Genomic DNA, 23,423 nt, shown 5'->3' on the forward strand with positions numbered 1-23,423 from the left:
CTAAGGACGGCACCATGCCAGTCGTACTGGAAAACCTGGGCAAGCGCTTCGGCGACGGCGCCCCGGTACTGGACGACGTCAACGCCACCATCGCGCAGGGCGAGTTCGTTGCCCTCCTCGGTGCGTCCGGCTGCGGCAAATCCACCCTGCTGAACATCATCGCGGGGCTGGAGGCGCCGACGTCGGGCGCCCTGGAAGTGCCCAGCGACGGTGCCGCCTTTATGTTCCAGGACGCGGCCCTCTTCCCGTGGCTCACCGCCCGGGAAAACATCGAGCTGGCCCTGAAGCTGCGCGGCGTGGGCAAGGCCGAGCGCCGGATCAAGGCGCAGGAACTCCTTGAGCTCGTGCACCTTGGTACCGCCGGCGACAAGCGGCCGCACGAGCTGTCCGGCGGCATGCGGCAGCGCGTGTCCCTGGCCCGCTCGCTCTCACAGGACCGGCAGCTGCTGCTCATGGACGAGCCGTTCGCCGCGCTGGACGCCATCACCCGGGACCTCCTGCACGACGAGCTGGAGCGCATCTGGAAGGAAACCGGCCGCACCATCGTCTTTGTGACCCACAACGTCCGCGAAGCCGTCCGGCTGGGCCAGCGCGTGCTGCTGCTGTCCTCCCGTCCCGGCCGCGTGGTCCAGGAATGGGCCGTCACCGAGGAACACCGAACCGACGCCGGGCTTGCCGGCCAGCTGACCGGGGTCATCACCGCCCGGCTGCGGGAGGAGATTCGCCGCCATGCCAAGTAAATCCCTGTCCGGCTCCGCGCCCGCATCCACTCAGCACGTCCATGCCGCTTTGACGAGGACTTCCACCGGGAAAGAGGACCTGCGGGAACTCGAGTCCGGGCTGGACTCGCTGCAGTCCGATGCCGACCGCAAGCACCGGATCGAGTGGAGCCGGATCCTCCTGCCGATCGCCGCCCTGGCCGTCCTGATCCTTGTCTGGCAGTTCTACGTCTCCCTGGGCGTCAAGCGCCGCGACCTGGTACCCGGCCCGCTGGATGTTGTGGGCCAGATGGGCGTCCTCTGGAACGAGGGTAAACTCCAGGAGGCCCTGTGGACGTCGATGCAGCGCGGACTGGTTGGCTTCCTGATCTCGGTGGCCATCGCCACACCCATCGGCCTGCTGCTGGCACAGGTTGCACCGCTGCGCCGAGCCTTCGGCCCGCTGATCTCCGGCCTGCAGGTCCTGCCCTCGGTGGCATGGGTCCCCGCCGCCATCATCTGGTTCGGCCTCACCGACGCCACCGTCTATTTCGTGGTGTTCATGGGCGCCATCCCGTCCATCATCAACGGGCTGATCTCAGGTGTGGACCAGATACCGCCGCAGTACCGGCGCGTCGGCACCGTGCTGGGCGCTTCCCGGCTGCAGATGGCGCTTCAGGTCATCCTCCCGGCCGCGCTTCCCGGGTACCTGGGTGGCCTCAAGCAGGGCTGGGCCTTCTCCTGGCGCTCACTCATGGCCGCGGAAATCATCGCCGTGGGCGGGACGATCGGCTTCGGTTTGGGCTCGCTGCTGGACCAGGGCCGCATCCTGTCCGACATGACCGTGGTGATGTCGGCAATCCTGCTGATCCTCGCCGTCGGCATCCTGATTGAACTGCTGGTGTTCGGCCCCATCGAGAAGCGCCTGCTGCGCAGCCGCGGCCTCCTCTCCGGCAGCACCCGGTAGCCCTTACACCACCCTTGCAAGGCCCGACGGCGACCTCCGCCGTCGGGCTTTGCTGTGTGCTTGTGCTTTTGCCCGCCGCCGTCGTGGGGCACTGTGACACGGACACGCCGCGTCTTATGGCCGGTCCGGCACTGTGGCCCCCCAATGTGCCCCACGACGGCGGGTCCCTGGGTCCCGTGACAGACTGGCCGGATGACCGTCAGCTTCGTGTGCCGCACCGAATCAGCGCTGCCTCCGGAACGCCTCTTCGACCTGGCCCGCAGTATCGACGTGCACGTGAACTCCCAGCAGGGCGCGGGGGAGCGGGCGGTGGCTGGTGTGACGTCCGGGCTGATCGAAGAGGGCCAGGAGGTGACGTGGCGGGCGCGGCACTTCGGGATTCCCCTGACCATGACGAACCGCATCACCCACATGGACTTCCCAAGCAGCTTCACGGACGAGCAGGTCCGCGGCCCGTTCAGGAGCTTCCGCCACGTCCACGAATTCGAAGCGACGGCCACAGGCAGCGCCATGACGGACAGGGTGGAGTTCACCGCCCCGTTCGGGTTCCTGGGCCTGCTGGCAGAGCGGCTGGTGCTGGCCGGCTACCTGGAGAAGCTCATCGTCCACAGGGGCCGGTTCCTTGCCGGCCTGACCTGAGCATCCTTTGTGACGCAGCGTTACCTTACGTGAACTGGTGTTGCTCGGCCTTTGTGGGCGATTGTGACGCGGCCCTACCGTTGATTCATGGCAATTCAGGATATCTACCCCACAGCGCTGCGCCTCCTCGGCCGCCCCGTGCTGGTGGTGGGCGGCGGCCCCGTTGCTGCACGCCGCGCCAAGGGGCTGCTCGACGCCGGTGCACGGGTCACCGCCGTGGCTCCCGTTGCCTCTCCCGCGCTCCGGGAACTGGCCGACGCCGGCCTTCTCACCTGGGAGCCGCGCACCTACCGTCCGTCCGACGTCGACGGTGTCTGGTTCGTCCAGACCGCCACCGGTGATGCCGCCGTGGACGCGCAGGTTTCGGCCGACGCCGAGGCGCAGCGTGTGTGGTGCGTCAACGCCTCCGACCATGAAGCCTCCGCAGCCTGGACGCCCGCCGTCGCAGAAGTTGACGACGTCAAGATTGCTGTCAACGCCGGGGGCGACCCCCGCCGGGCCATGGCCGTGCGCGACGCCGTCGCCACCGCCCTGGAAACCGGCGACCTTCCGCTGCGCCGCCGCCGCGCCCACCGGGGATCAGTTGCCCTGGTTGGTGGAGGCCCCGGTGACACCGGCCTCATCACCGTCCGCGGCCGCCGGCTCCTGGGCCAGGCTGACGTCGTGGTGGCGGACCGCCTGGGTCCGCGTGAACTCCTCAACGAACTGGCACCCGACGTCCGCGTGATCGAGGTCGGCAAGACCCCCGGTCACCACCCCGTGCCGCAGGCCCAGATCAACCGCATCCTGGTCGAAGAAGCCCTCGCCGGCCACCGCGTGGTCCGGCTCAAGGGCGGCGACCCCTACGTGCTGGGCCGAGGCGGCGAGGAAGCCGAACACTGCCGGCAGCACGGCGTCGAGGTTGAAGTGGTTTCCGGCGTCACCTCCGCGATTTCCGTTCCCGCAGCAGCCGGCATTCCGGTCACGCACCGCGGACTGGCCAAAGGCTTCAGCGTGGTCACCGGCCACGAGGAACTGTCCGAGGTTCCTGCCCGCCCGGACCACACGATCATCCTGCTCATGGGCGTCGGCCAGCTCCGCGAATCCGCGTCCGCCCTCGGCAAAGCCGGCCTGCCCGCTGACACTCCGGTTGGTATTGTTGAAAACGGCTACTTGCCGGACCAGCGCGTCACCATTGGCACGCTCGGTTCCATTGCGGACCAGGCCGAGGCCGCCGGCGTCGCAAATCCCGCAGTCATTGTCATCGGTGACGTTGTGCGCGTGAGCCCCTTCGCGCCGTCGCACTTCCGAACCGCTGACTACAGCACCACCACCCCGAACAAGCCCCGAATCCTCACCACCTAGCCCACCAACCCAACCGGGTAGCGCCAAGTGTCGTTATGAGCCGTCAAAACGACAGTTAGTGCTACTTAGTTGGGCCGGAACGAACAAAAGGAACACAGCCGTGTCATCAAGCACTACCGTAGGTTCTGCCGAACGTCCGCTGCGCGTCGCCGTCGTGGGCTCCGGCCCGGCCGGCGTCTACGCCGCCGACATCCTCACCAAGAGCGAAGCCGTCAAGAGCGGCGAGCTGACCGTGAGCATCGACCTCTTTGACCGCTACCCGGCACCCTACGGCCTGATCCGCTACGGCGTTGCCCCGGACCACCCCCGCATCAAGGGCATCGTCAACGCCCTGCACAAGGTCCTGGACCGCGGCGACATCCGCTTCTTCGGCAACGTGGACTACGGCACAGACCTCACCATCGAGGACCTCCGCACCCACTACGACGCCGTCATCTTCGCCACCGGCGCCATCAAGGACGCGGACCTGAACATCCCCGGCATCGAGCTGGACGGCTCCTACGGCGGCGCGGACTTCGTCTCCTGGTACGACGGCCACCCCGACGTTCCCCGCGAATGGCCCCTCGAGGCCAAGGAAATCGCCGTCATCGGCAACGGCAACGTGGCCCTGGACGTGGCCCGCGTCCTGTCCAAGCACGCCGACGACCTCCTGGTCTCCGAGATTCCGGACAACGTCTACGCCGGCCTGAAGGCCTCGCCCGTCACCGACGTGCACGTCTTCGGCCGCCGCGGCCCGGCCCAGGTCAAGTTCACCCCGCTGGAGCTGCGCGAGCTGTCCCACTCCAAGGACGTGGACATCATCCTGTACCCGGAGGACTTCGAGTTCGACGAGGAATCCGACCGCCAGATCCAGACCAACAACCAGACCAAGACCATGGTGGGCACGCTCACCAACTGGATCGCCGAGCAGCCCGAGGACCTCTCCGAGCTCAAGGCTTCCCGCCGCCTGCACCTGCACTTCCTGCACAGCCCGGTGGAGATTTATGACGACGCCGAGACGCCGGGCAAGGTTGCCGGCATCAAGTTCGAGCGCACAGAGCTGGACGGCACGGGCAATGCCCGCGGCACCGGCGAGTTCGTGGACTACCCGGTCCAGGCCGTCTACCGTGCCATCGGCTACTTCGGTTCCGCCCTGCCGGAGATCGAGTTCGACCACAAGAAGGGCGTCATCCCGAACGACGGCGGCCGCGTCCTGGACGCGTCCGGCACCCACGTGCCGGGCATCTACGCCACGGGCTGGATCAAGCGCGGACCCGTCGGCCTGATCGGCCACACCAAGGGCGACGCCCTGGAAACCGTGACCTACCTGCTGGAAGACCGCGAAAACCTTCCGGTGGCCAGCGTTCCCGAGGCGGACGCCGTCGTCGAACTCCTGGACGGCCGCGGCGTGCAGTTCACCAGCTGGGAAGGCTGGCTTGCCCTGGACGCGCACGAGCTCGCCCTCGGTGCAGCTGCCACGGAGGCCGGCGGCTCGCACGGCGTCGAGGTCAAGCGTGAGCGCATCAAGGTTGTGCCGCGCGAGGACATGGTGGCCATCTCCCGCGACGGCGTGGCCGCGCAGGTCTAAGACACCACAAGCAACGCGGGGTCTCTTTCCGCCCGATGAACGCGGTTCATTGGGCCGGAAGCGACCTCGCGTTGTTGTTTTAACCCGACGGCGCTACTTTCCGGCGCCGCCTGCCGCCATCAGCTCCAGCCGCTTGAGGGTTTCCCGGTTCCGGACACCGATCATGGCGTCCCGGAGGAACTTGGGCATGAGCTTGCCGGGACCCTTGATGGCGTCTTCGACGATGGTCACCTGGCACTGGTTGCCCCGGTCCTCAAGGGTGATCACCACCTTGGCCTCACCCATCGGCCAGCCACGCGCCACAAGTTCCAGCAACCGGCCCGACTCGGCGTTCACCACCCTGGTGCTGTCGTTGATCACCAACGGCCAGGCGCCGACGGAGTGGTGCAGCCGGGCACCGGCCTGGGGCCACGCATCGTCCACGGCCCGGATCCTGGAGGCTCCCACCACCCAGCCGGAATACAACCAGCCGTCGGAGAGGACGCGCCACACGTCGGCTGCGGGGGAGTTGAACAGCTGGGACACGGTGGACATGGTCTTCCTTCTCTCTGCGATGCGGGCTTGGTTGAGGGCAGAACGTCCGACCGCGGCAGGCGCCGGCCGCTGCGCCGTCCGGTAGGAGCGCTCCCGCAGGCGGCGCGTCCAGGCATAAGTCTGCGCCCCGGGCGGCTGGTTCTCCAGTGGGTTGAAGCGCAGCGGCGTGTCACCGGGCGGGGACCCCGCGTGAAGCACCAGCTCGCCGCACTGCCGCCACCGTCCCAGCGGCCTGGCCCAGTACAGCCCCAGCACCCATTCCCCGGAGGACAGCGATCCCGGCGGCAAACTGACCGTCCGCAGTCCCAGCAGAACGGGCCCGTTCCTGCCGCGGTAGGGCATGAGGGTGGTCATGGTGGCGCCGTCGACGTCGAGCCGCGGCTGGAGCAGGAACCGTCCGGGAATCCGCCAGCCGGTGGAGGAGAAGAGCACATCCGCGGGACCGCCGGTGCCAGGGGTGCCGACAGCCGGCGTGACGTGCAGCGCGAGCCCCAGGACGTCCGGCAGTGCCTGCGGCAGGCCCACTGACCGCGAGAACCTGGCCTCCACTGCGTCCGTGCCCGGCGAATCCAGCCACTCCAGGCCACTCGCTTCGTGGGGGTTGCCGGTCCGCGTCAGCTCCCCGGCCAGGCCCAGCCCCTTCGGATGGATGGGGCGGTCCGGCCTGGCCAGCTTGAGCACCCGGAACAGACCCTCGAAAGCACGTCCGGCCGTTCCGGAGATCGCCGGGGCGGCGTCAGCCGGTTCCCTTCGCCCGGTGCCAGCCGCAGGCCCTCCCGCTGTGGAGGCACGCAAGGTGCGTTCCGCGCCCCGGCTGCTGGCGCCGTCGTCGGCTGTTTGGTCCGTCGTCAGGTGCTGGGTCATGTTTCCTTCGTACCCCGAATCCCGGAGGAATTACATACGGCCGAACCGCGAGCGGATCAAGGCAAAAATCCCGTAGGCGATGAAACCGGCGCCGATTGCTACCAGTAAGGACGGTCCGAAGGGATGGTCGCGCAGGGCCTTCAGGCTGCCGTCCAGTCCGGTGGATTCCTCGGGTCGGTGCTTGGCCGCGGCAATGACGAACAGGAGTCCGGTGAGGTTCAGGGCAATGCCCTTGGCGATGTGGCCCGTGACGCCCAAGGTGTCGATCAGCCGGCCGCGCCGCGTTCCGTCGAAGTGGAACAGCTCCTCCTTGAACCCGCGCCGGGCGCCCTTGAACACGAAGTAGATGCCGATCCCGATAATCGTCAGGCCCAGGGCCACCAGCACCCACAAGCCCAGCGGGTTGGCCATCAGGGAAGCGCTGAAGTCCCGCGCGCTGTCGCCGGAGTCGCCGCGCAGCCCCACCGCGAAACCGGCGAAGCTGAACCCGACGCTGCCGTAGGCAATGGCCAGGAAGCCTGAGGAAATCAGCTTGGAGACCCGCTCCTTCCGGGGCCGGCCCCGCATGCGGAGTGTGGCCTCGCTGGCCTGCCACATGGACAGGCCACCGCATGCTGCCACGCATGCCCACATGACTGCCGGGCCCCACGGGTTGGCAGCCAGCTGTTCGATCGCGCCGGTAGCATCGGGCTCACCTGGCTGGCCGAAAGCGACGGCGACGGCGATGGCCCCCACAATGATGTGCAGCAGGGCCATCACAGCGAATCCCGTACGCGCCAGGACGTCCAGGACCTTGTGGTTCGAGGCTTCCTCGATGGCGTCGGCGGCCTGGCTGAGCGTTGAGTCCCGGTCCGACATCGGTCAGCCGTTCATGGGTCCTTCGGCACGCAGCTTCTCCGCGCCGGGTCCTTCGACATGGACGGTGCAGCGCACCACCAGCTGGCCGGGGGCGTTGTCCAGCTCCACGAGGGAATCGTGTCCGCTCAGCACGGTGAAGACCTCCGAGCCTGCCACAGCAGCTACGCCCTTGGCCTGCGCCGTCTCCCGGGCATTCCGCAGCGCCTCGCGCTGAAGCCCGTCCACATATGTGCTGTCGTTTTCCCGGGCCGGGTCCCCGAAGGCCCAGCCGAACAATGTCCCTGTCATTCCCATGGCCACGATATTACGCGGTCCGGTGCCCGTAAGACGGGCTTTCGTAACATTAGTAAGTGTGCTTACCATAGGCGGACCATGACCTCGATGGGACACGGGAAGCGAAGTCCGCAGCAGCGGCATCCGGAACCAGTTCAACGTAAGGAATGCACATCATGGCAGGAAATCTCATTGCCCGGTCAGTACACGACCTGACAGCAGCAGCCTGGTTCGGTGGCTCCCTGATGGGTGCCATCGGCCTGAACGGTGCAGCGGCGGAAGCCAAGGACCCCGCTGAGCGGACCCGGCTCTCCAGCGCCGGCTGGATGAAATGGGCGCCGATCCAGACGGCAGCCTTTGCCTCCCACCTCGTGGCGGACCTGGCCATCGCCTGGGAGAACAAGGAGCGCATCGCCCAGCAGGACGGCGTGGCCCGGGACACGGCCATCAAAACCGTGGTGACCCTGGCCGGCGCTGCGGTGACCTTGTACTCCGGCATGCTCGGCAAGAAGGTGGAGAAGCTGGCCGGTGAGGGTTCCGAAGGCGCAACCGAGCCGCGGCCCGGTGCTTCCGACGAACTGCAGGCGGCCCAGCAGCAGCTCAAGACGCTCCAGTGGGTCATTCCGGCCTTCGCCGGACTCGTGGTGATCCTCGGCGCCAAGCACGGCGAGATGCAGCGTCCCAAGAACGTGTTTGCGGGTCTGCGCCGCTAAACGCGACGCGCACAGCCATCTGTCGACGCACAAAAAACCTGGCGCACCTGATATTTCAGGTGCGCCAGGTTTTTTGTGCGTCGAAAAGGAGGAACCGCAGCGCTAGACGGGCTGCGTGTTCGCCGGCGGCAGGTCCGGGTTCATGTCTTCCATGTTCGGATCCTCGGCCGTCCACACCTGGATGATCGCCCACGCCACGGCGGCCAGGGGGACGGACAGGACTGCGCCCACGATGCCTGCCAGGATGGTGCCGGCCGTCAGGGCCATCAGGATTACCAGGGCGTGGAGCTGCAGTGACTTGCCCATGACAATGGGCTGGAGGAGGTCGCCCTCCAGCTGGTTGACCGCGATGACCACGGCCACCACGATCAGGGCCACCACGGGCCCGTTGGCCACCAGTGCCACCAGCGCGGCCAGGATGCCGGCCACGGTGGCGCCCACCAGCGGGACGAAAGCTCCGATGAAGACGATGATGGCCAGCGGGAAGGCCAGCGGAACCTGCATGATCAGCAGCGCGGCGCCGATGGCCACCGTGTCCACCAGTGCCACGATGGCGGTGCCGCGGACGTAGCCGCCCAGGACCTCAAGCGTGCGGCTGCCAACCCGGCGGAGCTTGGCCTCGCGGGCCCCGCGGAACGGGCGGAGGAAGAAGTTCCAGATCTTGGCGCCATCCTTGAGGAAGAAGAACAGGATGACCACCATCAGGGCCGTGCCGGCGATGAACTCGGTCACCACAGACAGCCCGGTGATCGCTCCGGAACGGACCTGGCTGCTGGTGGCAAACTCGATGATTCCCTGGCGGGCCTGCTCCAGCTGCTCCTGCTCGATGGGGATCGGCCCGGTGCGCAGGAACTGCTCAAGCTCGTCGAGGCCGGATGAAGCCTGCGCTGCCAGTTCGCCCCACTGGCTGCGGACCGAGAAGTAGATCACGGTGAAAACGCCGCCGAGCAGCAGCAGCAATCCGATGAACGCGATGCCCGTGGCCAGGCCTCCGCGCATTCCGCGGCGCCGCAGCATGTTCACGAACGGGCCGATGGCGGCTGCCAGGATCAGCGCGATCAGGATCGGAATGACCAGGAGCTTGATCTGCATCAGCGCGTAGACGGACACCACGGCGACGGTCAGGATCAGCAGGATCTGGGCCGCGCGGATGCCCACCCGTCCGAGCCCGTCGGACCAGAGTGCGCTGGGCGGCTTGGTTTCCCGGAGCTTCGCGCCCCGATGCAGGGCAGCTTGTCCAAGGGGTTGGCCCTGCCGCGGTGCCCCTTCGGCTGCCGCCGCGGCCTCGGCGCCAGGTTTCGGCTGTGGGGTCTCGTTGCCCAACTCGTGTTCGGTCAGGCGTGTGGATCGCGCCATGGGCACTCCTCATCATCGGCGGCACCCGCCTGCGGGTGCAGGGCAGGCTTAACTACCTACGTCAGATAGTAAGCCTACTGACCGATTACGTGCCGAGCCACTCTGCGCAGGAGTTCAGGTTTCTGTTCACGGTGGCGACGGCGGCGTCCTCGTCGTGCCGTTCGATGGCCGCCAGCAGCAACTCGTGCCCTTCCTGGGGGAGCCCTTCGAAGCCCGGCCGGCCCTGCTGGATGAGGAGGTCCTGGTGGAGGACGGGCCCAAAGCTGACGTAGAGCTCATGCAGCAGGGGGTTGCCGGAGGCCTGTGCCACCCGTTCGTGGAAGCCCCAGTCTGCCCGCGCCCAGCCCTCATAGTCCCCGCCCTTCCAGGCCTGGTCCCGGGTGGTGAGGAGCCCGCGCAGGGCGGTGACGTCGTCGTCGGTGGCGTTCCTTGCAGCCAGCCTCGCCGCCTGGGTGTCCAGCCCCAGCCGGACTTCCAGGATGTGCTCCTCCGTGTGGTCCTGGTACATGCGGCGGGCGGCGCCGGAGATCTCGCTGGTGGCCCGGACGTAGGTGCCGTCGCCGCGGCGCACCTCCAGCATTCCGCTGTGCGCGAGGGCCTTGATGGCTTCGCGAAGGGTGCCGCGGGACACTCCAAGCCCTGCGATCAGTTCGGTCTCGGACGGGATGCGCTGGTTCAGCGGCCATTCGCCGGAGTGCACCATGGTGCGCAGTTTGGCGGTAACTTCATCGGCCAGGGGCGCACGGGTGGAGGGGCTCAGTGCCATGGCGTCCTACTTTATCTGGTGTTGGCTTTGCCGGTCATCGGCGTGCCGGTGATCAGGTGGGCCACCACAATCTGGACCAGCGCCAGGGCCAGCAGGATCGCGAGGGGCAGGGTCCAGCCCCCGGTTGCCCCGTGCAGCAGGCCCATTCCGAAGGGCCCGGCAGTTGCCAGCAGATAGCCGGAGGACTGCGCCAGGGTGGAGAGCGCGGTGGTTTCGGCCGTGCTTGCCCCGCTGCGGCTGATCATCACCATCACCAGCGGGAAGATTCCGAGGCCAAAGCCCAGCAGGACGGCCGACACGAAGGAGAGCTGCACGGGCAGCACCAGCAGTGCCACCAGCCCCAGTGCCATGACGATGCTGACCAGGTACAACGCCGGCCGCAGCATCCGCGGCCGTGACCCGATGGCGATCAGGACCATGCCGGCGGGGACCGAGACAAGCTGCATCAGTCCGAACATCAGCCCGCTGTCCGAGGCGCTGAGCCCCATGGTGGTGAGCATGTAGGGAAACCAGCTCAGCAGGGCGTACGCGAGCAGGGCCTGCAGTGTGAAGATCGCGGTGAGGAGCACGCCTTTTCGGGTCCGCAGCAGCGGCCAAGGGGAGACGGCGTTTGAGGGGCCGCGGGAGCTGTTGCGGTGCGCGTGCAGCACCACGGGAAGGAACGCCAGGAAGGCCGCGACGGCGGTGATTCCGATGGCGCCGACGGCCGCGGACGGCGATCCCAGCGCCTGCGCCAGGGGGACCACCGCCACGGCGGTGACGGTTGCACCGGTGGTCATCGTGACCGTATACATGGCGGTCATCAGAGAAGTCCGGGAGGCGAAATGCTCGCGGATGAAGGACGGCATGGCCACGTTGCAGACGGCCAGGCCGGACATCCCCACAACGCTGCCGGCAACCAGCATCCCGGTGGCCGGAACGCCGCGCAGCAGGAGACCGCCGGCCAGCATTGCCAGGGCCAGCAGAATCGCCTTCTCCACGCCCAGCCGCCCGGTGAGCCAGGACGTTCCCGCGCCGGCAAGTGCGAAGCAGAGGGTGGGGATGGAGGGAATGATTGCCGCCACCAGCGGGCCGTAGCCGAGCACGGTCTGCAGATCGTGCAGCAGCGCCGACGCCCCGGTAATCCCCGCACGAAGGTTCAGCCCGATGAGGACGAGCGCAATAACGCCGAAGACGACGGCGGACCGCGGCTTTGCCTGCACGGCCTGGACTGCCGCGGACGCGGGAGCGGCAGCGGCTGATGCCAAAGCGGCCGGAGCGGGAGCGGATGCGGCCGGCGAGGGCGGGGTGGCAGACATACTTCAAGGGTAAAGGTTAGACGTTTGATGTCTAGGGTTTTGTGGGCAAGCTCTCCCGGCTTTCCGGCCCGGGGCAATAGACTGCGAACGGGCGGATGCCGGGCATCCGGACTACGCACTGCAGCAATTGTGGAAGGACGGCTGTGAAGGCTTCCGAGGGACTTGAGGTCGAGAAAAAGTACGACGCCGGCGACGACGCCGTAGTGCCCCCGCTGCACGACCTGCCCGGCGTTGCCCGGGTGGGCGAGCCGCACACCGCGTTGCTGGAAGCCGTCTACTTCGATACCGCCAAGCACACCCTGGCCTCCCGCCGTATCACCCTGCGCCGCCGCACGGGCGGAACCGACGCGGGCTGGCACCTGAAACTGCCGCCCGAATCCTCCGCTTCCACAGGGGCCGAACCGCAGGAGCGCCGCGAGCTGCACGCCCCGCTGGGCCAGCCCGGCGTCGTTCCGGACAGCCTGCTGGCCCGCGTGCAGGCGTATGTGCGGGGAGCGGAGGTGGCCCCCGTGGTCCGGCTGCGTACCGAACGCACCACCCATGCGCTGTATGGCGGGGACGGCGTGCACCTGGCGGACCTGGCCGATGACCGCGTGACGGCGGAGCGCCTGCACGGGCAGGATGTGTCCGGCGAAGCAGCCGGTGAAGGGCACAAGCAGCAGTGGCGTGAGTGGGAGCTGGAACTGGTCCACGGGGAGCCGGAACTCTTCGCCCCGGCCGAGCAGCTTCTGCTGGCAGCCGGCGCCCGTCCCGCCGGGCATGCCTCGAAGCTGGCCAAGGCCCTGGGCACGTCCGCCAGCCGCGAGGAGGGCACGCCCGCACTCCTGTCCGGGAAGAAGGCCCCGGCCGCCGCCGTCGTCACCGTTTACGTTGCGTCACAGATCGAGCAGCTCCTTGCCCAGGACGGGGCGGTCCGGCTGGAAGAACCGGAAGGCGTGCATGACATGCGTTCGGCCACGCGTCGGATCCGTTCCGGCCTGGCCGCGTACCGGAAGCTCTACCGGGCAGTGCCGGTGCGGCGGCTGCGGGACGAGCTGAAATGGCTGGGCCGGTTGCTCGGCGAGCCGCGGGACGCCGAGGTGCTGCTGGGCCTCCTCCGTGGACACATGGACAGTCTCCCTCCGGGCGAGGGTATCGACGCGGCGCGCGCCCGGGTGGAACGCCAGACTGGAGCCACGTTCGACGCCGGGTACCAGCGCCTCCAGGAGGCCCTGCAGTCCAAACGCTACTTCAGGCTCCTGGACAGCCTCGAAGACTTCCGGGACAACCCGCCCGTGCGCGCCCAGGCCGTGGCGCCGGGGCAAAGGGTGGCTGCGAAAGCCGTGGACAAGGCTGCGAAACGGCTGCGGCGCTCGCACAAGGCGGCCGCTCACGCCCGGCGCGGAACGGACCACGAGAATGCCCTCCACCAGGTGCGCAAGGACGCAAAGCGGCTCCGGCATGTGGCGGAATCAGCGGCCCTCGTGAAGGGCAAACGGGCGGGCAAGGTGGCCAAGGCGGCCCACCGGCAGCAGAAAACCCTGGGCGATTACCATGACGCCGTGCTGGCCCGCGACCTGGTCGCCGGCCTCCGGTCGGACCGGGATCCTGCGGCAACGGCTGAAGCCTACGGGGCGCTGCAGAAACGGCAGGAAGAACTGATGGCGGCCGCCGAATCGAAGTACCGGAAGGCCCGCAAAAAGTCCCGCGACCTCCTGCGGCGCGGAGTCCTCTAGGCGCAGGTCCAAGGCAACGCGGGGTCAGATACGGCCCCGAAACGGCGGACATTGGGCCTGGAGTGACTCCGCCTTGGCTTACTTGCCCTGCCGGGCGGACAGCCGGGCCACGGCCAGTGCCAGCCACAGCTGCACCCGGTCCGAGGTGACCGACGGGTCGTATCCGGTCAGCTCGGTGATCTGGGCCAGCCGGTAGCGGACGGTGTTGCGGTGCAGGGTGAGCTCCTCGGCAACGGCCGCCACGGAACCGTTGTTGTTGAGGTAGCTTTCCAGCGTGGCCATCAGCTCGGCGCCATGGGCGGCATCGAAAGTGCGCAGCGGGTTCAGCGATTCCTGCGCCATGTCCGCCAGCGGCACGTCCTCGCTGGCCAGCAGCAGCGATGTCAGGCTCAGCCGCTCCGGCTCGTTGACGGGCAGCCCGTGGCTTGCCGCATCCCGGGCCTCGAAGTAGCTCCAGCGCAGGCCGTTCGGTTTGGTGTACGCGCCGCCGATTCCGATGGTGGCGTGGATCCCGGCCTCGGCAAGATGGTCGCTGAGCTTCCGCGCCAGGGCCGGCGCCTTCCCGCCGTCGTCATTGACCACCAGGACCAGGTCCTTGCCGACGACGGCGGCAACACAGTTCTCCAGGTCCCGCGGCACGGAGGTGCTCACTAAGGCTTTGTTGTGCGCGGCGGAGACGGCCAGCAGCACCACGTTCTTGCGCGTGCTGTTCACGCCCACGCCGGCCAGCCGGCGCTGCGCCTCGCTGGTTTCGAGCGCGCCGTGGATGACGTCCTCGAGAACCTGCCCGCACAGGGCGCGCTGCGCCTGGCGCTGCTTGACCATGTTGTTCAGCTCCACGCTGATCAGGTTCTGGGCGTAGCCGATGATGCCGGAGTCCTCGAACGGTTGCCGGACCCACAGGGTGCAGGCATCGCGGCGGCCGGTGGGGATGGGGTAGGAGGACCAGGTGTCTGCGGACGGCGGCTCGCTGCTGCTGTTGTACAGCTGCGCCGTGAACTGGGTGAGGGCGATATCCGTCCGGAGCATGCTGCCCAGGTGCTTCAGGAGCTCGGCGAGCCCGCCGCCGGTCAGCAGCGCCCGGGCCAGCACCTGGTGCCCGGCGATCAGCCGCTCCAGCTTGGCATAGTGGTCCGCGGACTGGGCATCGGCCACCAGCTTGCCGATGGCGATGAACGGGGTTTCATAGGGGACCTCCACCACAGGCAAGCCCCACCGGTTGGCCTCGGCCAGGAGTGCCGGCGGCACGGCATCATGCGAGAGCCCCACACCGAATCCGATGCCCACGGCCCCGGCCCGCTGCACCTGGCGGACAAAGCGCCGCTGCTCCGGCGCGGAACGCAGCCGCAGCCCGGTGGTGAGGATCAGCTCGCCGCCGTTGATGAACCGCTGCGGATCCTCGAGCTCCGTGACCGCCACCCAGTTGATGTCCTGGTGCCAGGTGGTTTCAGCAACCCCTGCCTTGGAAAGCTTCAGGGAGTTCACGCCCAGCAGGGCAGCGAGGGAAATGGCCATGCATCAAGGATAAACGGGCTCTGGACAACCGCACTAAACACCGTAAGGAAGGGTGTGCAGGTGGCTATTCACTGGGCAGGGGCGCTGGCATAGGCTCAAGGCAGTTCCATCCATCCGCCCTGGTCCAATAACCCTGGCGCCGATGGCCCCTTACGAAAGAGGTTGCACACCGTGGTCCAAACCTTGCAGAACTTCATCAACGGACAGTTCGTCACCCCTGCCGGCACAGGCCTGCTGGACGTCGTGAACCCCACCAACGGCGAGGTGGTGGCCGTTGCGCCCATCTCCGTGCAGGCCGACGTCGATGCCGCGATGGCCGCTGCGAAGGACGCGTTCAAGACCTGGAAGCACGTCACCCCGGGCCAGCGTCAGCTGATGCTGCTCAAGCTCGCCGACGCCATCGAAGCCAACAGTGACGAACTGGTGGAGGCCCAACACCGCAACACCGGGCAGGTCCGATCCCTGATCGCTTCCGAGGAAGTGGCCGCCGGCGCAGACCAGCTCCGCTTCTTCGCCGGTGCCGCGCGCATCCTGGAAGGCAAGTCCGCCGGCGAGTACTTCGAGGGCCACACCTCCTATGTCCGCCGCGAACCCATCGGCGTGGTGGCCCAGGTGGCCCCCTGGAACTACCCGTTCCTGATGGCCATCTGGAAGATCGGCCCCGCACTCGCCGCCGGCAACACGGTGGTCCTGAAGCCCTCGGACACCACCCCGGAATCCACCCTGGTCCTGGCCCGCCTGGCAGGGGACATCCTGCCCGCCGGCGTCCTCAACGTCATTCTCGGCACCGGCCAGACCGGCGCCATGATGGTGGAGCACAAGGTCCCCGGCCTGGTGTCCATCACCGGCTCCGTCCGGGCCGGCATCGCCGTCGCTTCCGGCGCCGCCAAGGGGCTCAAGCGCGCCCACCTCGAGCTGGGCGGCAAAGCTCCCGCCATCGTGTTCAAGGACGCCGACATCAAGAAGAGCGCGGCTGCCATCGCCGAATTCGCGTTCTTCAACGCCGGCCAGGACTGCACCGCCATCACCCGCGTGCTGGTGGAGGATTCGGTGCACGACGACGTCGTGGCAGCCATGGTGGAACACACCAGGACCCTGCACACCGGCTCGCAGAACGACGAAGACAACTACTTCGGCCCGCTGAACAACGTGAACCACTTCAACGCCGTGACGTCCGTGGTGGAGAACCTGCCCGCGAACTGCCGCATCGAAACCGGCGGCCACCGGGCGGGGGAGAAGGGCTACTTCTTCGAGCCCACCATCATCACTGGCGCCAAGCAGACCGACGACGTGGTTCAGAAGGAAACCTTCGGCCCCGTCATCACCGTCCAGAGCTTCAGCACGGAGGAAGAAGCCGTTGAGCTCGCGAACGACGTTGAATACGCCCTCGCCTCCAGCGTCTGGACCACCAACCACGGCACGGCCATGCGCCTGAGCCGGGACCTGGACTTCGGTGCCGTCTGGATCAACACCCACATCCTGCTCACCGCCGAAATGCCGCACGGCGGCTTCAAGCAGTCCGGCTACGGCAAGGACCTCTCCATGTACGGCGTGGAGGACTACACCCGCATCAAGCACGTCATGAGCGCACTCGACTCATAAATTCTTCGGTCATTGAGCTTGTCGAAACCAAGATCTCGACAGGCTCGATCACCAGGCTCTGAAAGGAAAACCCATGACCACCACCGCATCCGATATCACCTTCCGCCTGGAGCAGAAGCGCCGCGTCCAGGCCGACTTCCCGGGCCCCAAGTCCCTCGCCCTCGCCGAGCGGCGCAAGTCCGTGGTGGCCGCGGGCGTCGCTTCCGGCGTTCCCGTATACGTGGCAGACGCCGACGGCGGCATCATCCATGACGTTGACGGCAACTCCTTCATCGATCTCGGCTCGGGCATCGCAGTCACCAGCGTGGGCGCGTCCGATCCCGCCGTCGTCGGTGCCGTCAAGGAAGCCGTGGAGCACTTCACCCACACCTGCTTCATGGTCACACCCTACGAAGGCTACGTGGCCGTCGCCGAGCAGCTGAACCGCCTCACCCCCGGTGACCACCAAAAGCGCACCGTCCTCTTCAACTCCGGCGCAGAAGCCGTGGAAAACGCCGTGAAGGTGGCCCGCCTCGCCACCGGGCGTGACGCCGTCGTCGCTTTCGACCACGCCTACCACGGCCGCACCAACCTCACCATGGCGCTGACCGCCAAGGCCATGCCGTACAAGACCAACTTCGGCCCGTTCGCGCCCGAGGTCTACCGCATGCCCATGAGCTACCCGTACCGCGAGGAAAACCCGCAGATCACCGGTGCCGAGGCTGCCAAGCGCGCCATCACCATGATCGAAAAGCAGATCGGCGGGGACCAGGTTGCCGCGATCATCATCGAGCCCATCCAGGGCGAGGGCGGCTTCATCGTCCCGGCTGAGGGCTTCCTGCCGGCGCTGGCTGCATGGGCCAAGGAAAAGGGCATTGTCTTCATCGCTGATGAGGTCCAGTCCGGCTTCTGCCGTACCGGTGAATGGTTTGCCGTCAACCACGAGGGCGTCATCCCGGACATCATGACTCTTGCCAAGGGCATCGCCGGCGGTATGCCGCTGTCCGCCATCACCGGCCGCGCCGACCTGCTCGACGCCGTCCACCCCGGCGGCCTGGGCGGCACCTACGGCGGAAACCCGGTAGCGTGCGCCGCTGCCCTGGCATCCATCGGTTCCATGGAGGAATACGACCTGGCCGGCCGCGCCCGCCACATCGAGGCACTCGCCACCGGCCGCCTCCGCGACCTGCAGGCAGAACTTGCCGGCACCGGCACAGGCGTGATCGGCGACATCCGCGGCCGCGGCGCCATGCTGGCCATCGAACTGGTCCAGGCCGGGTCCAAGGAACCCAACCCCGAACTGACCAAGGCCGTTGCTGCCGCCTGCCTGAAGGAAGGCGTCATCATCCTTACCTGTGGCACCTACGGCAACGTGATCCGCCTGCTGCCGCCGCTGGTCATCACCGATGACCTGCTGAACGACGGCCTGGACGTCCTCGCCGCCGCCATCAAGGCCAACGCTTAACCGGAAACGACTCCCTCCGGCAACGCCAGGAAGGCGGGACCAGCATCTGCTGGTCCCGCCTTCCTGGGTTTACGGACTAGGCCGGGTGGTGGGCCGCATACTTGCGGGCCACCGAGTTTTTGCGCGCGGTCCGCAGAATGTCCACGGTGAGGACGATGAGGGCCAGCCACACCACACCGAATCCGATCCAGCGGTCCACGGTCATGGCTTCCCGGAACACCAGCAGCGCAACAATGAACTGCAGCACGGGCGCGAAGTACTGCAGGAGCCCGATGGTGGTCATCGGCAGCCGGCGGGCCGAAGCGCCGAAGAAGACCAGCGGGACGGCGGTGATGACGCCGGAGGCCAGCAGCAGCCAGAAGTGCCCTGCACCCTGGGTGGTGAGCGTGGCGGAACCCGTGACGGCAAGGAAAACCATGGTGGCCGCCGCGAAGGGTGCCAGCACCATGGTCTCCACGCTGAGGCTTGTGACTGCATCCACCCTGGGGCCGACACGTTTCTTGACGAAGCCGTAGAGGCCAAAACTGAAGGCCAGGGTCAGCGCGATCCACGGCAGCTTGCCGTAAGAGTAGGTGAGGACGCCCACCGCCACAAAACCGATCCCGACGGCGGCCCACTGGAGCGGACGCAACTTTTCCTTGAGGACGAAGACGCCAAGGAGGACGGAAACCAGCGGGTTGATGAAGTATCCCAATGAAGCTTCCACCGTCTGGTTGGTGGTCACGCCGTAGGTGTACGTCAGCCAGTTGATGGCGATCAGGAACGCGGCCAGGGCCAGGGGGCCGAACACCGAAGTGTTCCGGACCGCCGCAACCAGGGCCGGCCAGCCCCGGGTGACGGTGATCAGCAGTGCGCAGAAGAGCAGGGACCACACCACGCGGTTTGCCACGATTTCGATGGCGCCTGCCGGCATGAGGACAAAGAAGTACAGGGGGAGCAGCCCCCACAGCCCGTAAGCCCCGATGCCGAAGAGGATTCCCGCCGTCGTCTCTTTGTCCACTGCCTTGGGGGCGCCTGGCTTCGCGGCACCCGCTGCTCCGCCTCCGCGGGCGCCTTTGGCAGAAGCGGTGCCTGTCATGGCTGCGGTTGGCGGACTGGCAGGGGAGGATCCTTCAGGGGTGGGCACGAAACCCATAACACCAGCACCGGGACAGGTATTCCAAGCCGGCACCGCCGGAAACGCCAAATAGTCAGTAGGCTTGCTTTTATGATGTTTGCCGACCTGCCGAAAGCCGCCCCATGAGGCTCCGGCGCAGCAACGCCTCAGGCCGCGGATACCGCAGGGTGCCCGCCGGCAAGGGCTTCAGCTACCGGGACCTCGATGGCTCCACCCTGCCCCCGGGGCCCGTCAGGGACCGGCTGGAGAGTATTGGTATTCCGCCGGCCTGGACGGACGTGTGGATCGCCCCGTTCGAGAACGGGCACATCCAGGCGACGGGGGTGGATGCGGTGGGCCGGCGCCAGTACATCTACCACCCCGAATGGCGGGAGCGGAAGGACCGGCTCAAGTTTGACCGTTCCCTGCAGCTTGCCGAGTCCCTGCCTTCCGCCCGTCGCCGGGTGACGATGGACCTGCGCAGTGAAGGGTTCACCCGGGAGCGCGTCCTTGCCGGGGCGTTCCGGATGCTGGACAGCGGGTCCCTGCGGGTAGGCTCCGAGCGCTATACCAACGAGAACGGCAGCCGCGGACTGGCCACCCTGCTGTGCGCCCACGTCCAGGTCCGAAAAGACCGCATCCACCTGAGGTTCCCGGCCAAGAGCGGAAAGGACTGGGAATCGGAGATCCGCGACCCCGACCTGGCTGCCCTGCTGCGCCTGCTCAAACGGCGCGGCCCCAACGCCAGGCTCCTTGCGTACAAGGAGGGCGGACGATGGCGCCCGGTCACCAGCGCCGACATCAACGCCTACGTGAAGGAACGGACCGGCTCCGACTTCACGGCGAAGGACTTCCGCACCCTGCGCGGCACCATCGCGGCTGCCGAAAGCCTGGCCCGGACCGGTCCCCAGAGGACTGCCGCCAAACGGAAGAGGGCCATCAGCCGGGCCATGCACGATGCCGCCGATACCCTGGGAAACACACCCTCCATCGCACGGAAAAGCTATGTGGACCCACGCGTGCTGGACCACTACCACGCCGGTGAGACCATCGACCCCAAGCGTCTTCAATCGGCGGAGGCGGAGCTTCGTGCGCTGCTCTACCGCGAAGGCAACGTGGTGCCGCTGGCCAAGAGCGGGTGAGGCCTAGAATAAGGGATTGTGCGCTACCCGACTCGGCGCATCCCGATGCATCATGAAAATGGTCAGTTCAGAAGGGCTCCCGGTGTCCAACCCCAGCGAAACAGCTTCCAACCGCCCGCTCCGCGTCGCCATTGTGGGCGCAGGACCGGCGGGGGTCTACGCTGCGGATATCCTCACCAAGTCCCGCGGCGTGAAGGACGGCGACTTCGAGGTCAGCATTGATCTGTTCGAGGCATACCCCGCACCCTACGGCCTGATCCGCTACGGCGTAGCCCCGGACCACCCCCGCATCAAGGGCATCGTCAACGCCCTGCACAAGGTCCTGGACCGCGGCGACATCCGGTTCCTGGGCAACGTGACGTACGGCCGGGACCTCACCCTGCACGATTTCCGGTCCTTTTACGATGCGGTGATTTTCTCCACGGGCGCGGTCAAGGATGCCGACCTGGCCATTCCCGGTATTGAGCTGGCGGGTTCCTTTGGCGGCGCCGACTTTGTGTCCTGGTACGACGGGCACCCCGACGTTGGCCGCGAATGGCCGCTGGAGGCCAGGGAGATCGCGGTGATCGGGAACGGCAACGTGGCCCTGGACGTGGCGCGCATGCTGGTGAAGCACCCGGAGGAACTGCTCAGCACCGAGATCCCGGACAACGTCTACCAGGGCTTGAAGTCCTCGCCCGTCACGGACGTGCATGTGTTTGGCCGCCGCGGCCCGGCCCAGGTGAAGTTCACGCCGCTGGAGCTGCGGGAGCTCAGCCACATGAATGATGTGGACATCGTGCTGTATCCGGAGGATTTCGAGTTCGACGACGCCTCGGATGAAGCCATCCGCACCAATAACCAGATCAAGACCATGGTGAACACACTGACCAACTGGCTGGTGGAGGAGCACGCAGAATCCGAGAACCCTTCATCGCGGCGCCTGCACCTGCACTTCCTGCACAGCCCCGTGGAAGTGCTCGACGACGGCGCGGGCAAGGTGGGCGGCATCAAGTTTGAGCGCATGCAGCTTGACGGCACCGGCAACGCCAAAGGCACCGGGGAGTACATCGAGTACCCGGTCCAGGCGGTGTACCGTGCCATCGGCTACCACGGCTCGGCCCTGGATGAACTGGAGTACGACGCCAAGCGCGGGGTCATCCCCAACGAGGGCGGCCGGGTCCTGGACGCCGAGGGCAACCCGGTTCCGGGCATCTATGCCACCGGCTGGATCAAGCGTGGACCTGTCGGCCTGATCGGCCACACCAAGGGCGACGCGCTGGAAACCATCGGATTTCTCCTCGAAGACCGGCTCACGCTGCCCCCGGCCCAAAACCCGGATCCGCAGGCCATCATCGACCTGCTGGAAGAGCGCGGCATTGAATACACCACCTGGGAAGGGTGGAACCGGCTCGATGCCCATGAGGCAGGCCTCGGTGCCGCCTGGACCGGGCCCGAGGGCCTGGACCACGTGGTCCGGGAACGGATCAAGGTGGTTCCCCGCGAGGACATGATCCGGATTTCCCGCGGCTAAGGGTTTTTCAGGGAATCCGGGGCGCTACGGACCGGTGCAGGGTTAGAATGGCGGCCACCCCTTGGCCGGCATGGTGATGCCGTGCCTACAGGCAGCACAGGAGTTCAATGAGGAACCTGATCCAGCCGGAACCACTGCAGACCAGCGCCCTGGCCGCCCACGAACAGCTCGACGGCGGCGCCCTTCCGGATGCCCCCAGCGGCCTGCGCAACCTGATCCGCGAGTCCTGGCAGCGTTCAGTCAGCTTCAAGGCGAATCCGGACAACCCTGCAGCACCGCTGGCGCTTGACCGGGATGAGCTGGAGGACTACCGCAGCCAGCACCCCCTGGCCGCCATCATGCCCGTGATCAACAAACTCCTGGTCCAGCCCAGCCACGACAGCGGACTGCTGGTGGCAGTCGGCGACGAAGTGGGCCGTTTGCTCTGGGTGGAGGGCGACCCCGCATTGCAGCGCCGGGCCGAGGGCATGATGTTCGTCCCCGGCGCCGACTGGTCCGAGGCCACGGTGGGCACCAGCGCTCCGGGAACGGCCCTTGCCCTGGGCCGCGGCATCCAGATCGCCGGTGCCGAGCACTACCAGCGCGCCGTGCATGCGTGGAGCTGCACCGCCGTACCCTTCCACGACCCCGATTCCGGTGCGGTCCTCGGCGTCGTGGACATCACCGGCACCGCCACGGCGGTGGCCCCCCACACCCTGTCCCTCGTGGAGGCAACCGTGGCGGCAGCCCAGGCGCAGCTGCGTGTCGAGCGCCTCCAGCTGGCCGCAGAGCTCGCCCGCAGGCCTGAACGACGGCGGGCCGCGTCTCCCGCTGCCCGCGCACCTGGCGCGGGCACCAAGGAAGGCAGCCTCTACCGGAACAGCCTGCAGCTGCTGGGCCGCGACCAGGCCCTGCTCAGCCTCGAAGGCAAAACCGTTGCACTGTCCGCCCGGCACAGCGAAATCCTTGCGCTGCTCAGCACCCACCCTGACGGGCTCACTGCCGAAGAACTGACCGTCCTGCTGTACCCCGGGGAAGGCTCCGCCATCACGCTCCGGGCGGAGATGGTGCGCCTGCGCAAAGTCCTCCAGCAGCTCAATCCGGATGCCGTCCCGGGATCGCGGCCCTACCGCCTGCCCGTGGACGTGGTGCCGGACAGCGGCCAGGTGCTGAGCTGCCTGCAGCGCGGCGCGCACCGCATCGCCCTGGAAATCTACCGCGGCGCCGTCCTCCCGCGGTCCGAGGCGCCCGGCATCGTGGAGCTGCGGGACAGGGTCTCGTCGCTGCTGCGCGAGGCAGTCCTGACCGACGGCAGCGCCGAGTCGCTCCTCAGGTACGCCGAGCTGCCCGAGGCAAGGGACGACGTCGGGGTCCGCCGTGCCGCCCTCCGCCTCCTTCCTGCGCGCTCACCCAAGCGGGCCGCCGTCGTCGCTGACCTGGAACGGCTGGAAGCCGAGCTCCGCGCCTAATCCCCACCCGCTCCCTAACCTCGCAAGCTCGGCCAGGGAACCCGGCGGGCGTGGCCCCTGTGCTCAACCAA

Annotated in this window: 20 protein-coding genes; 12 read left to right on the forward strand and 8 right to left on the reverse strand. The window is 67.5% G+C overall.

Translation table 11 applies throughout. The features are described from left to right. Nucleotides 1-14: 14 nt before the first annotated feature. The 5 genes from AC5RWA_RS03035 (at nt 15) to AC5RWA_RS03055 (ending at nt 5,215) form a co-directional block, all read left to right on the forward strand. Nucleotides 15-740 (forward strand): ABC transporter ATP-binding protein, encoded by a 726-nt coding sequence (locus AC5RWA_RS03035; RefSeq protein ID WP_494056515.1) that lies wholly within the window; start codon nt 15-17, stop codon nt 738-740. Next, a complete protein-coding gene (locus AC5RWA_RS03040; protein ID WP_494056516.1) occupies nt 730-1,665 on the forward strand; it encodes an ABC transporter permease in 936 nt (311 codons plus the stop codon). Before AC5RWA_RS03035 ends, AC5RWA_RS03040 begins: the two co-directional genes overlap by 11 nt. Nucleotides 1,666-1,857: 192 nt before the next feature. Beyond that, a complete protein-coding gene (locus tag AC5RWA_RS03045) occupies nt 1,858-2,304 on the forward strand; it encodes an SRPBCC family protein (RefSeq protein ID WP_494056517.1) in 447 nt (148 codons plus the stop codon). Between the two features lie 87 nt (nt 2,305-2,391). Then, nucleotides 2,392-3,648, forward strand: a complete 1,257-nt coding sequence (gene cobA / locus AC5RWA_RS03050) for a uroporphyrinogen-III C-methyltransferase (protein ID WP_494056518.1) — start codon at nt 2,392-2,394, stop codon at nt 3,646-3,648. 100 nt (nt 3,649-3,748) lie between these two features. Continuing rightward, the gene (locus AC5RWA_RS03055; RefSeq protein ID WP_079596545.1) at nt 3,749-5,215 is read left to right on the forward strand and encodes an FAD-dependent oxidoreductase; all 1,467 of its coding nucleotides are present in this window, start codon (nt 3,749-3,751) and stop codon (nt 5,213-5,215) included. A gap of 93 nt (nt 5,216-5,308) precedes the next feature. Here AC5RWA_RS03055 and AC5RWA_RS03060 read toward each other — a convergent pair whose 3' ends face one another. From AC5RWA_RS03060 to AC5RWA_RS03070, 3 genes are read right to left on the reverse strand one after another with little or no spacing between them, the layout of a single operon-like run. Continuing rightward, nucleotides 5,309-6,613, reverse strand: a complete 1,305-nt coding sequence (locus tag AC5RWA_RS03060; protein ID WP_494056519.1) for an SRPBCC family protein — start codon at nt 6,611-6,613, stop codon at nt 5,309-5,311. A gap of 30 nt (nt 6,614-6,643) precedes the next feature. After that, the gene (locus AC5RWA_RS03065) at nt 6,644-7,471 is read right to left on the reverse strand and encodes a DUF1206 domain-containing protein (RefSeq protein ID WP_494056520.1); all 828 of its coding nucleotides are present in this window, start codon (nt 7,469-7,471) and stop codon (nt 6,644-6,646) included. A gap of 3 nt (nt 7,472-7,474) precedes the next feature. After that, a complete protein-coding gene (locus AC5RWA_RS03070) occupies nt 7,475-7,765 on the reverse strand; it encodes a hypothetical protein (RefSeq protein WP_079596720.1) in 291 nt (96 codons plus the stop codon). Nucleotides 7,766-7,920: 155 nt separating this feature from the next. On the opposite strand from AC5RWA_RS03070, the gene AC5RWA_RS03075 reads away from it, so the two are divergent. After that, nucleotides 7,921-8,457, forward strand: a complete 537-nt coding sequence (locus AC5RWA_RS03075) for a hypothetical protein (protein WP_494056521.1) — start codon at nt 7,921-7,923, stop codon at nt 8,455-8,457. 102 nt (nt 8,458-8,559) lie between these two features. Here AC5RWA_RS03075 and AC5RWA_RS03080 read toward each other — a convergent pair whose 3' ends face one another. The 3 genes from AC5RWA_RS03080 to AC5RWA_RS03090 form a co-directional block, all read right to left on the reverse strand. After that, nucleotides 8,560-9,813 (reverse strand): AI-2E family transporter, encoded by a 1,254-nt coding sequence (locus AC5RWA_RS03080; RefSeq protein ID WP_494056522.1) that lies wholly within the window; start codon nt 9,811-9,813, stop codon nt 8,560-8,562. 85 nt (nt 9,814-9,898) lie between these two features. Then, nucleotides 9,899-10,579, reverse strand: coding sequence for a FadR/GntR family transcriptional regulator (locus AC5RWA_RS03085; protein ID WP_494056523.1), 681 nt, complete (start codon nt 10,577-10,579; stop codon nt 9,899-9,901). 11 nt (nt 10,580-10,590) lie between these two features. After that, on the reverse strand, nt 10,591-11,877 hold the full coding sequence (locus AC5RWA_RS03090) for an MFS transporter (protein ID WP_494056524.1): 1,287 nt from the start codon (nt 11,875-11,877) through the stop codon (nt 10,591-10,593). A 143-nt stretch (nt 11,878-12,020) separates the two neighbouring features. Between AC5RWA_RS03090 and AC5RWA_RS03095 the strand changes: the two genes are divergently transcribed. Next, on the forward strand, nt 12,021-13,592 hold the full coding sequence (locus AC5RWA_RS03095; protein WP_494056525.1) for a CYTH and CHAD domain-containing protein: 1,572 nt from the start codon (nt 12,021-12,023) through the stop codon (nt 13,590-13,592). Between the two features lie 78 nt (nt 13,593-13,670). On the opposite strand, the gene AC5RWA_RS03100 is transcribed toward AC5RWA_RS03095, so the two are convergent. Further along, on the reverse strand, nt 13,671-15,107 hold the full coding sequence (locus AC5RWA_RS03100; protein WP_079596552.1) for a PucR family transcriptional regulator: 1,437 nt from the start codon (nt 15,105-15,107) through the stop codon (nt 13,671-13,673). 171 nt (nt 15,108-15,278) lie between these two features. On the opposite strand from AC5RWA_RS03100, the gene AC5RWA_RS03105 reads away from it, so the two are divergent. Together AC5RWA_RS03105 and gabT are read left to right on the forward strand one after the other, a co-directional pair. After that, nucleotides 15,279-16,709, forward strand: a complete 1,431-nt coding sequence (locus tag AC5RWA_RS03105) for an aminobutyraldehyde dehydrogenase (protein WP_115526457.1) — start codon at nt 15,279-15,281, stop codon at nt 16,707-16,709. 73 nt (nt 16,710-16,782) lie between these two features. Further along, nucleotides 16,783-18,153: a 4-aminobutyrate--2-oxoglutarate transaminase gene (gabT, locus tag AC5RWA_RS03110; RefSeq protein ID WP_494056526.1), complete on the forward strand. Its 1,371-nt coding sequence runs from the start codon at nt 16,783-16,785 to the stop codon at nt 18,151-18,153. A gap of 76 nt (nt 18,154-18,229) precedes the next feature. On the opposite strand, the gene rarD is transcribed toward gabT, so the two are convergent. Beyond that, nucleotides 18,230-19,288: an EamA family transporter RarD gene (gene rarD, locus AC5RWA_RS03115; RefSeq protein WP_494056527.1), complete on the reverse strand. Its 1,059-nt coding sequence runs from the start codon at nt 19,286-19,288 to the stop codon at nt 18,230-18,232. Between the two features lie 104 nt (nt 19,289-19,392). On the opposite strand from rarD, the gene AC5RWA_RS03120 reads away from it, so the two are divergent. The 3 genes from AC5RWA_RS03120 to AC5RWA_RS03130 all read left to right on the forward strand — a co-directional run bounded on the left by AC5RWA_RS03120 (nt 19,393) and on the right by AC5RWA_RS03130 (nt 23,352). Continuing rightward, a complete protein-coding gene (locus AC5RWA_RS03120) occupies nt 19,393-20,391 on the forward strand; it encodes a DNA topoisomerase IB (RefSeq protein WP_275728565.1) in 999 nt (332 codons plus the stop codon). A gap of 52 nt (nt 20,392-20,443) precedes the next feature. Beyond that, complete coding sequence (locus tag AC5RWA_RS03125) at nt 20,444-21,904, forward strand: FAD-dependent oxidoreductase (protein WP_494056528.1); 1,461 nt, start codon at nt 20,444-20,446, stop codon at nt 21,902-21,904. Between the two features lie 107 nt (nt 21,905-22,011). Next, complete coding sequence (locus tag AC5RWA_RS03130) at nt 22,012-23,352, forward strand: helix-turn-helix domain-containing protein (RefSeq protein ID WP_494056529.1); 1,341 nt, start codon at nt 22,012-22,014, stop codon at nt 23,350-23,352. Nucleotides 23,353-23,423 lie beyond the last annotated feature (71 nt).

The organism is Arthrobacter sp. 210 2, assembly GCF_059093025.1.

Bases quoted from the DNA above. Each gene is read 5' to 3' on its own strand.
- AC5RWA_RS03035 (WP_494056515.1), top strand. From the start codon at position 15: ATGCCAGTCGTACTGGAAAACCTGGGCAAGCGCTTCGGCGACGGCGCC.
- AC5RWA_RS03040 (WP_494056516.1), top strand. From the start codon at position 730: ATGCCAAGTAAATCCCTGTCCGGCTCCGCGCCCGCATCCACTCAGCAC.
- AC5RWA_RS03045 (WP_494056517.1), top strand. From the start codon at position 1,858: ATGACCGTCAGCTTCGTGTGCCGCACCGAATCAGCGCTGCCTCCGGAA.
- cobA (WP_494056518.1), top strand. From the start codon at position 2,392: ATGGCAATTCAGGATATCTACCCCACAGCGCTGCGCCTCCTCGGCCGC.
- AC5RWA_RS03060 (WP_494056519.1), bottom strand. From the start codon at position 6,613: ATGACCCAGCACCTGACGACGGACCAAACAGCCGACGACGGCGCCAGC.
- AC5RWA_RS03065 (WP_494056520.1), bottom strand. From the start codon at position 7,471: ATGTCGGACCGGGACTCAACGCTCAGCCAGGCCGCCGACGCCATCGAG.
- AC5RWA_RS03070 (WP_079596720.1), bottom strand. From the start codon at position 7,765: ATGGGAATGACAGGGACATTGTTCGGCTGGGCCTTCGGGGACCCGGCC.
- AC5RWA_RS03075 (WP_494056521.1), top strand. From the start codon at position 7,921: ATGGCAGGAAATCTCATTGCCCGGTCAGTACACGACCTGACAGCAGCA.
- AC5RWA_RS03080 (WP_494056522.1), bottom strand. From the start codon at position 9,813: ATGGCGCGATCCACACGCCTGACCGAACACGAGTTGGGCAACGAGACC.
- AC5RWA_RS03085 (WP_494056523.1), bottom strand. From the start codon at position 10,579: ATGGCACTGAGCCCCTCCACCCGTGCGCCCCTGGCCGATGAAGTTACC.
- AC5RWA_RS03090 (WP_494056524.1), bottom strand. From the start codon at position 11,877: ATGTCTGCCACCCCGCCCTCGCCGGCCGCATCCGCTCCCGCTCCGGCC.
- AC5RWA_RS03100 (WP_079596552.1), bottom strand. From the start codon at position 15,107: ATGGCCATTTCCCTCGCTGCCCTGCTGGGCGTGAACTCCCTGAAGCTT.
- gabT (WP_494056526.1), top strand. From the start codon at position 16,783: ATGACCACCACCGCATCCGATATCACCTTCCGCCTGGAGCAGAAGCGC.
- rarD (WP_494056527.1), bottom strand. From the start codon at position 19,288: ATGGGTTTCGTGCCCACCCCTGAAGGATCCTCCCCTGCCAGTCCGCCA.
- AC5RWA_RS03120 (WP_275728565.1), top strand. From the start codon at position 19,393: ATGAGGCTCCGGCGCAGCAACGCCTCAGGCCGCGGATACCGCAGGGTG.
- AC5RWA_RS03125 (WP_494056528.1), top strand. From the start codon at position 20,444: ATGAAAATGGTCAGTTCAGAAGGGCTCCCGGTGTCCAACCCCAGCGAA.
- AC5RWA_RS03130 (WP_494056529.1), top strand. From the start codon at position 22,012: ATGAGGAACCTGATCCAGCCGGAACCACTGCAGACCAGCGCCCTGGCC.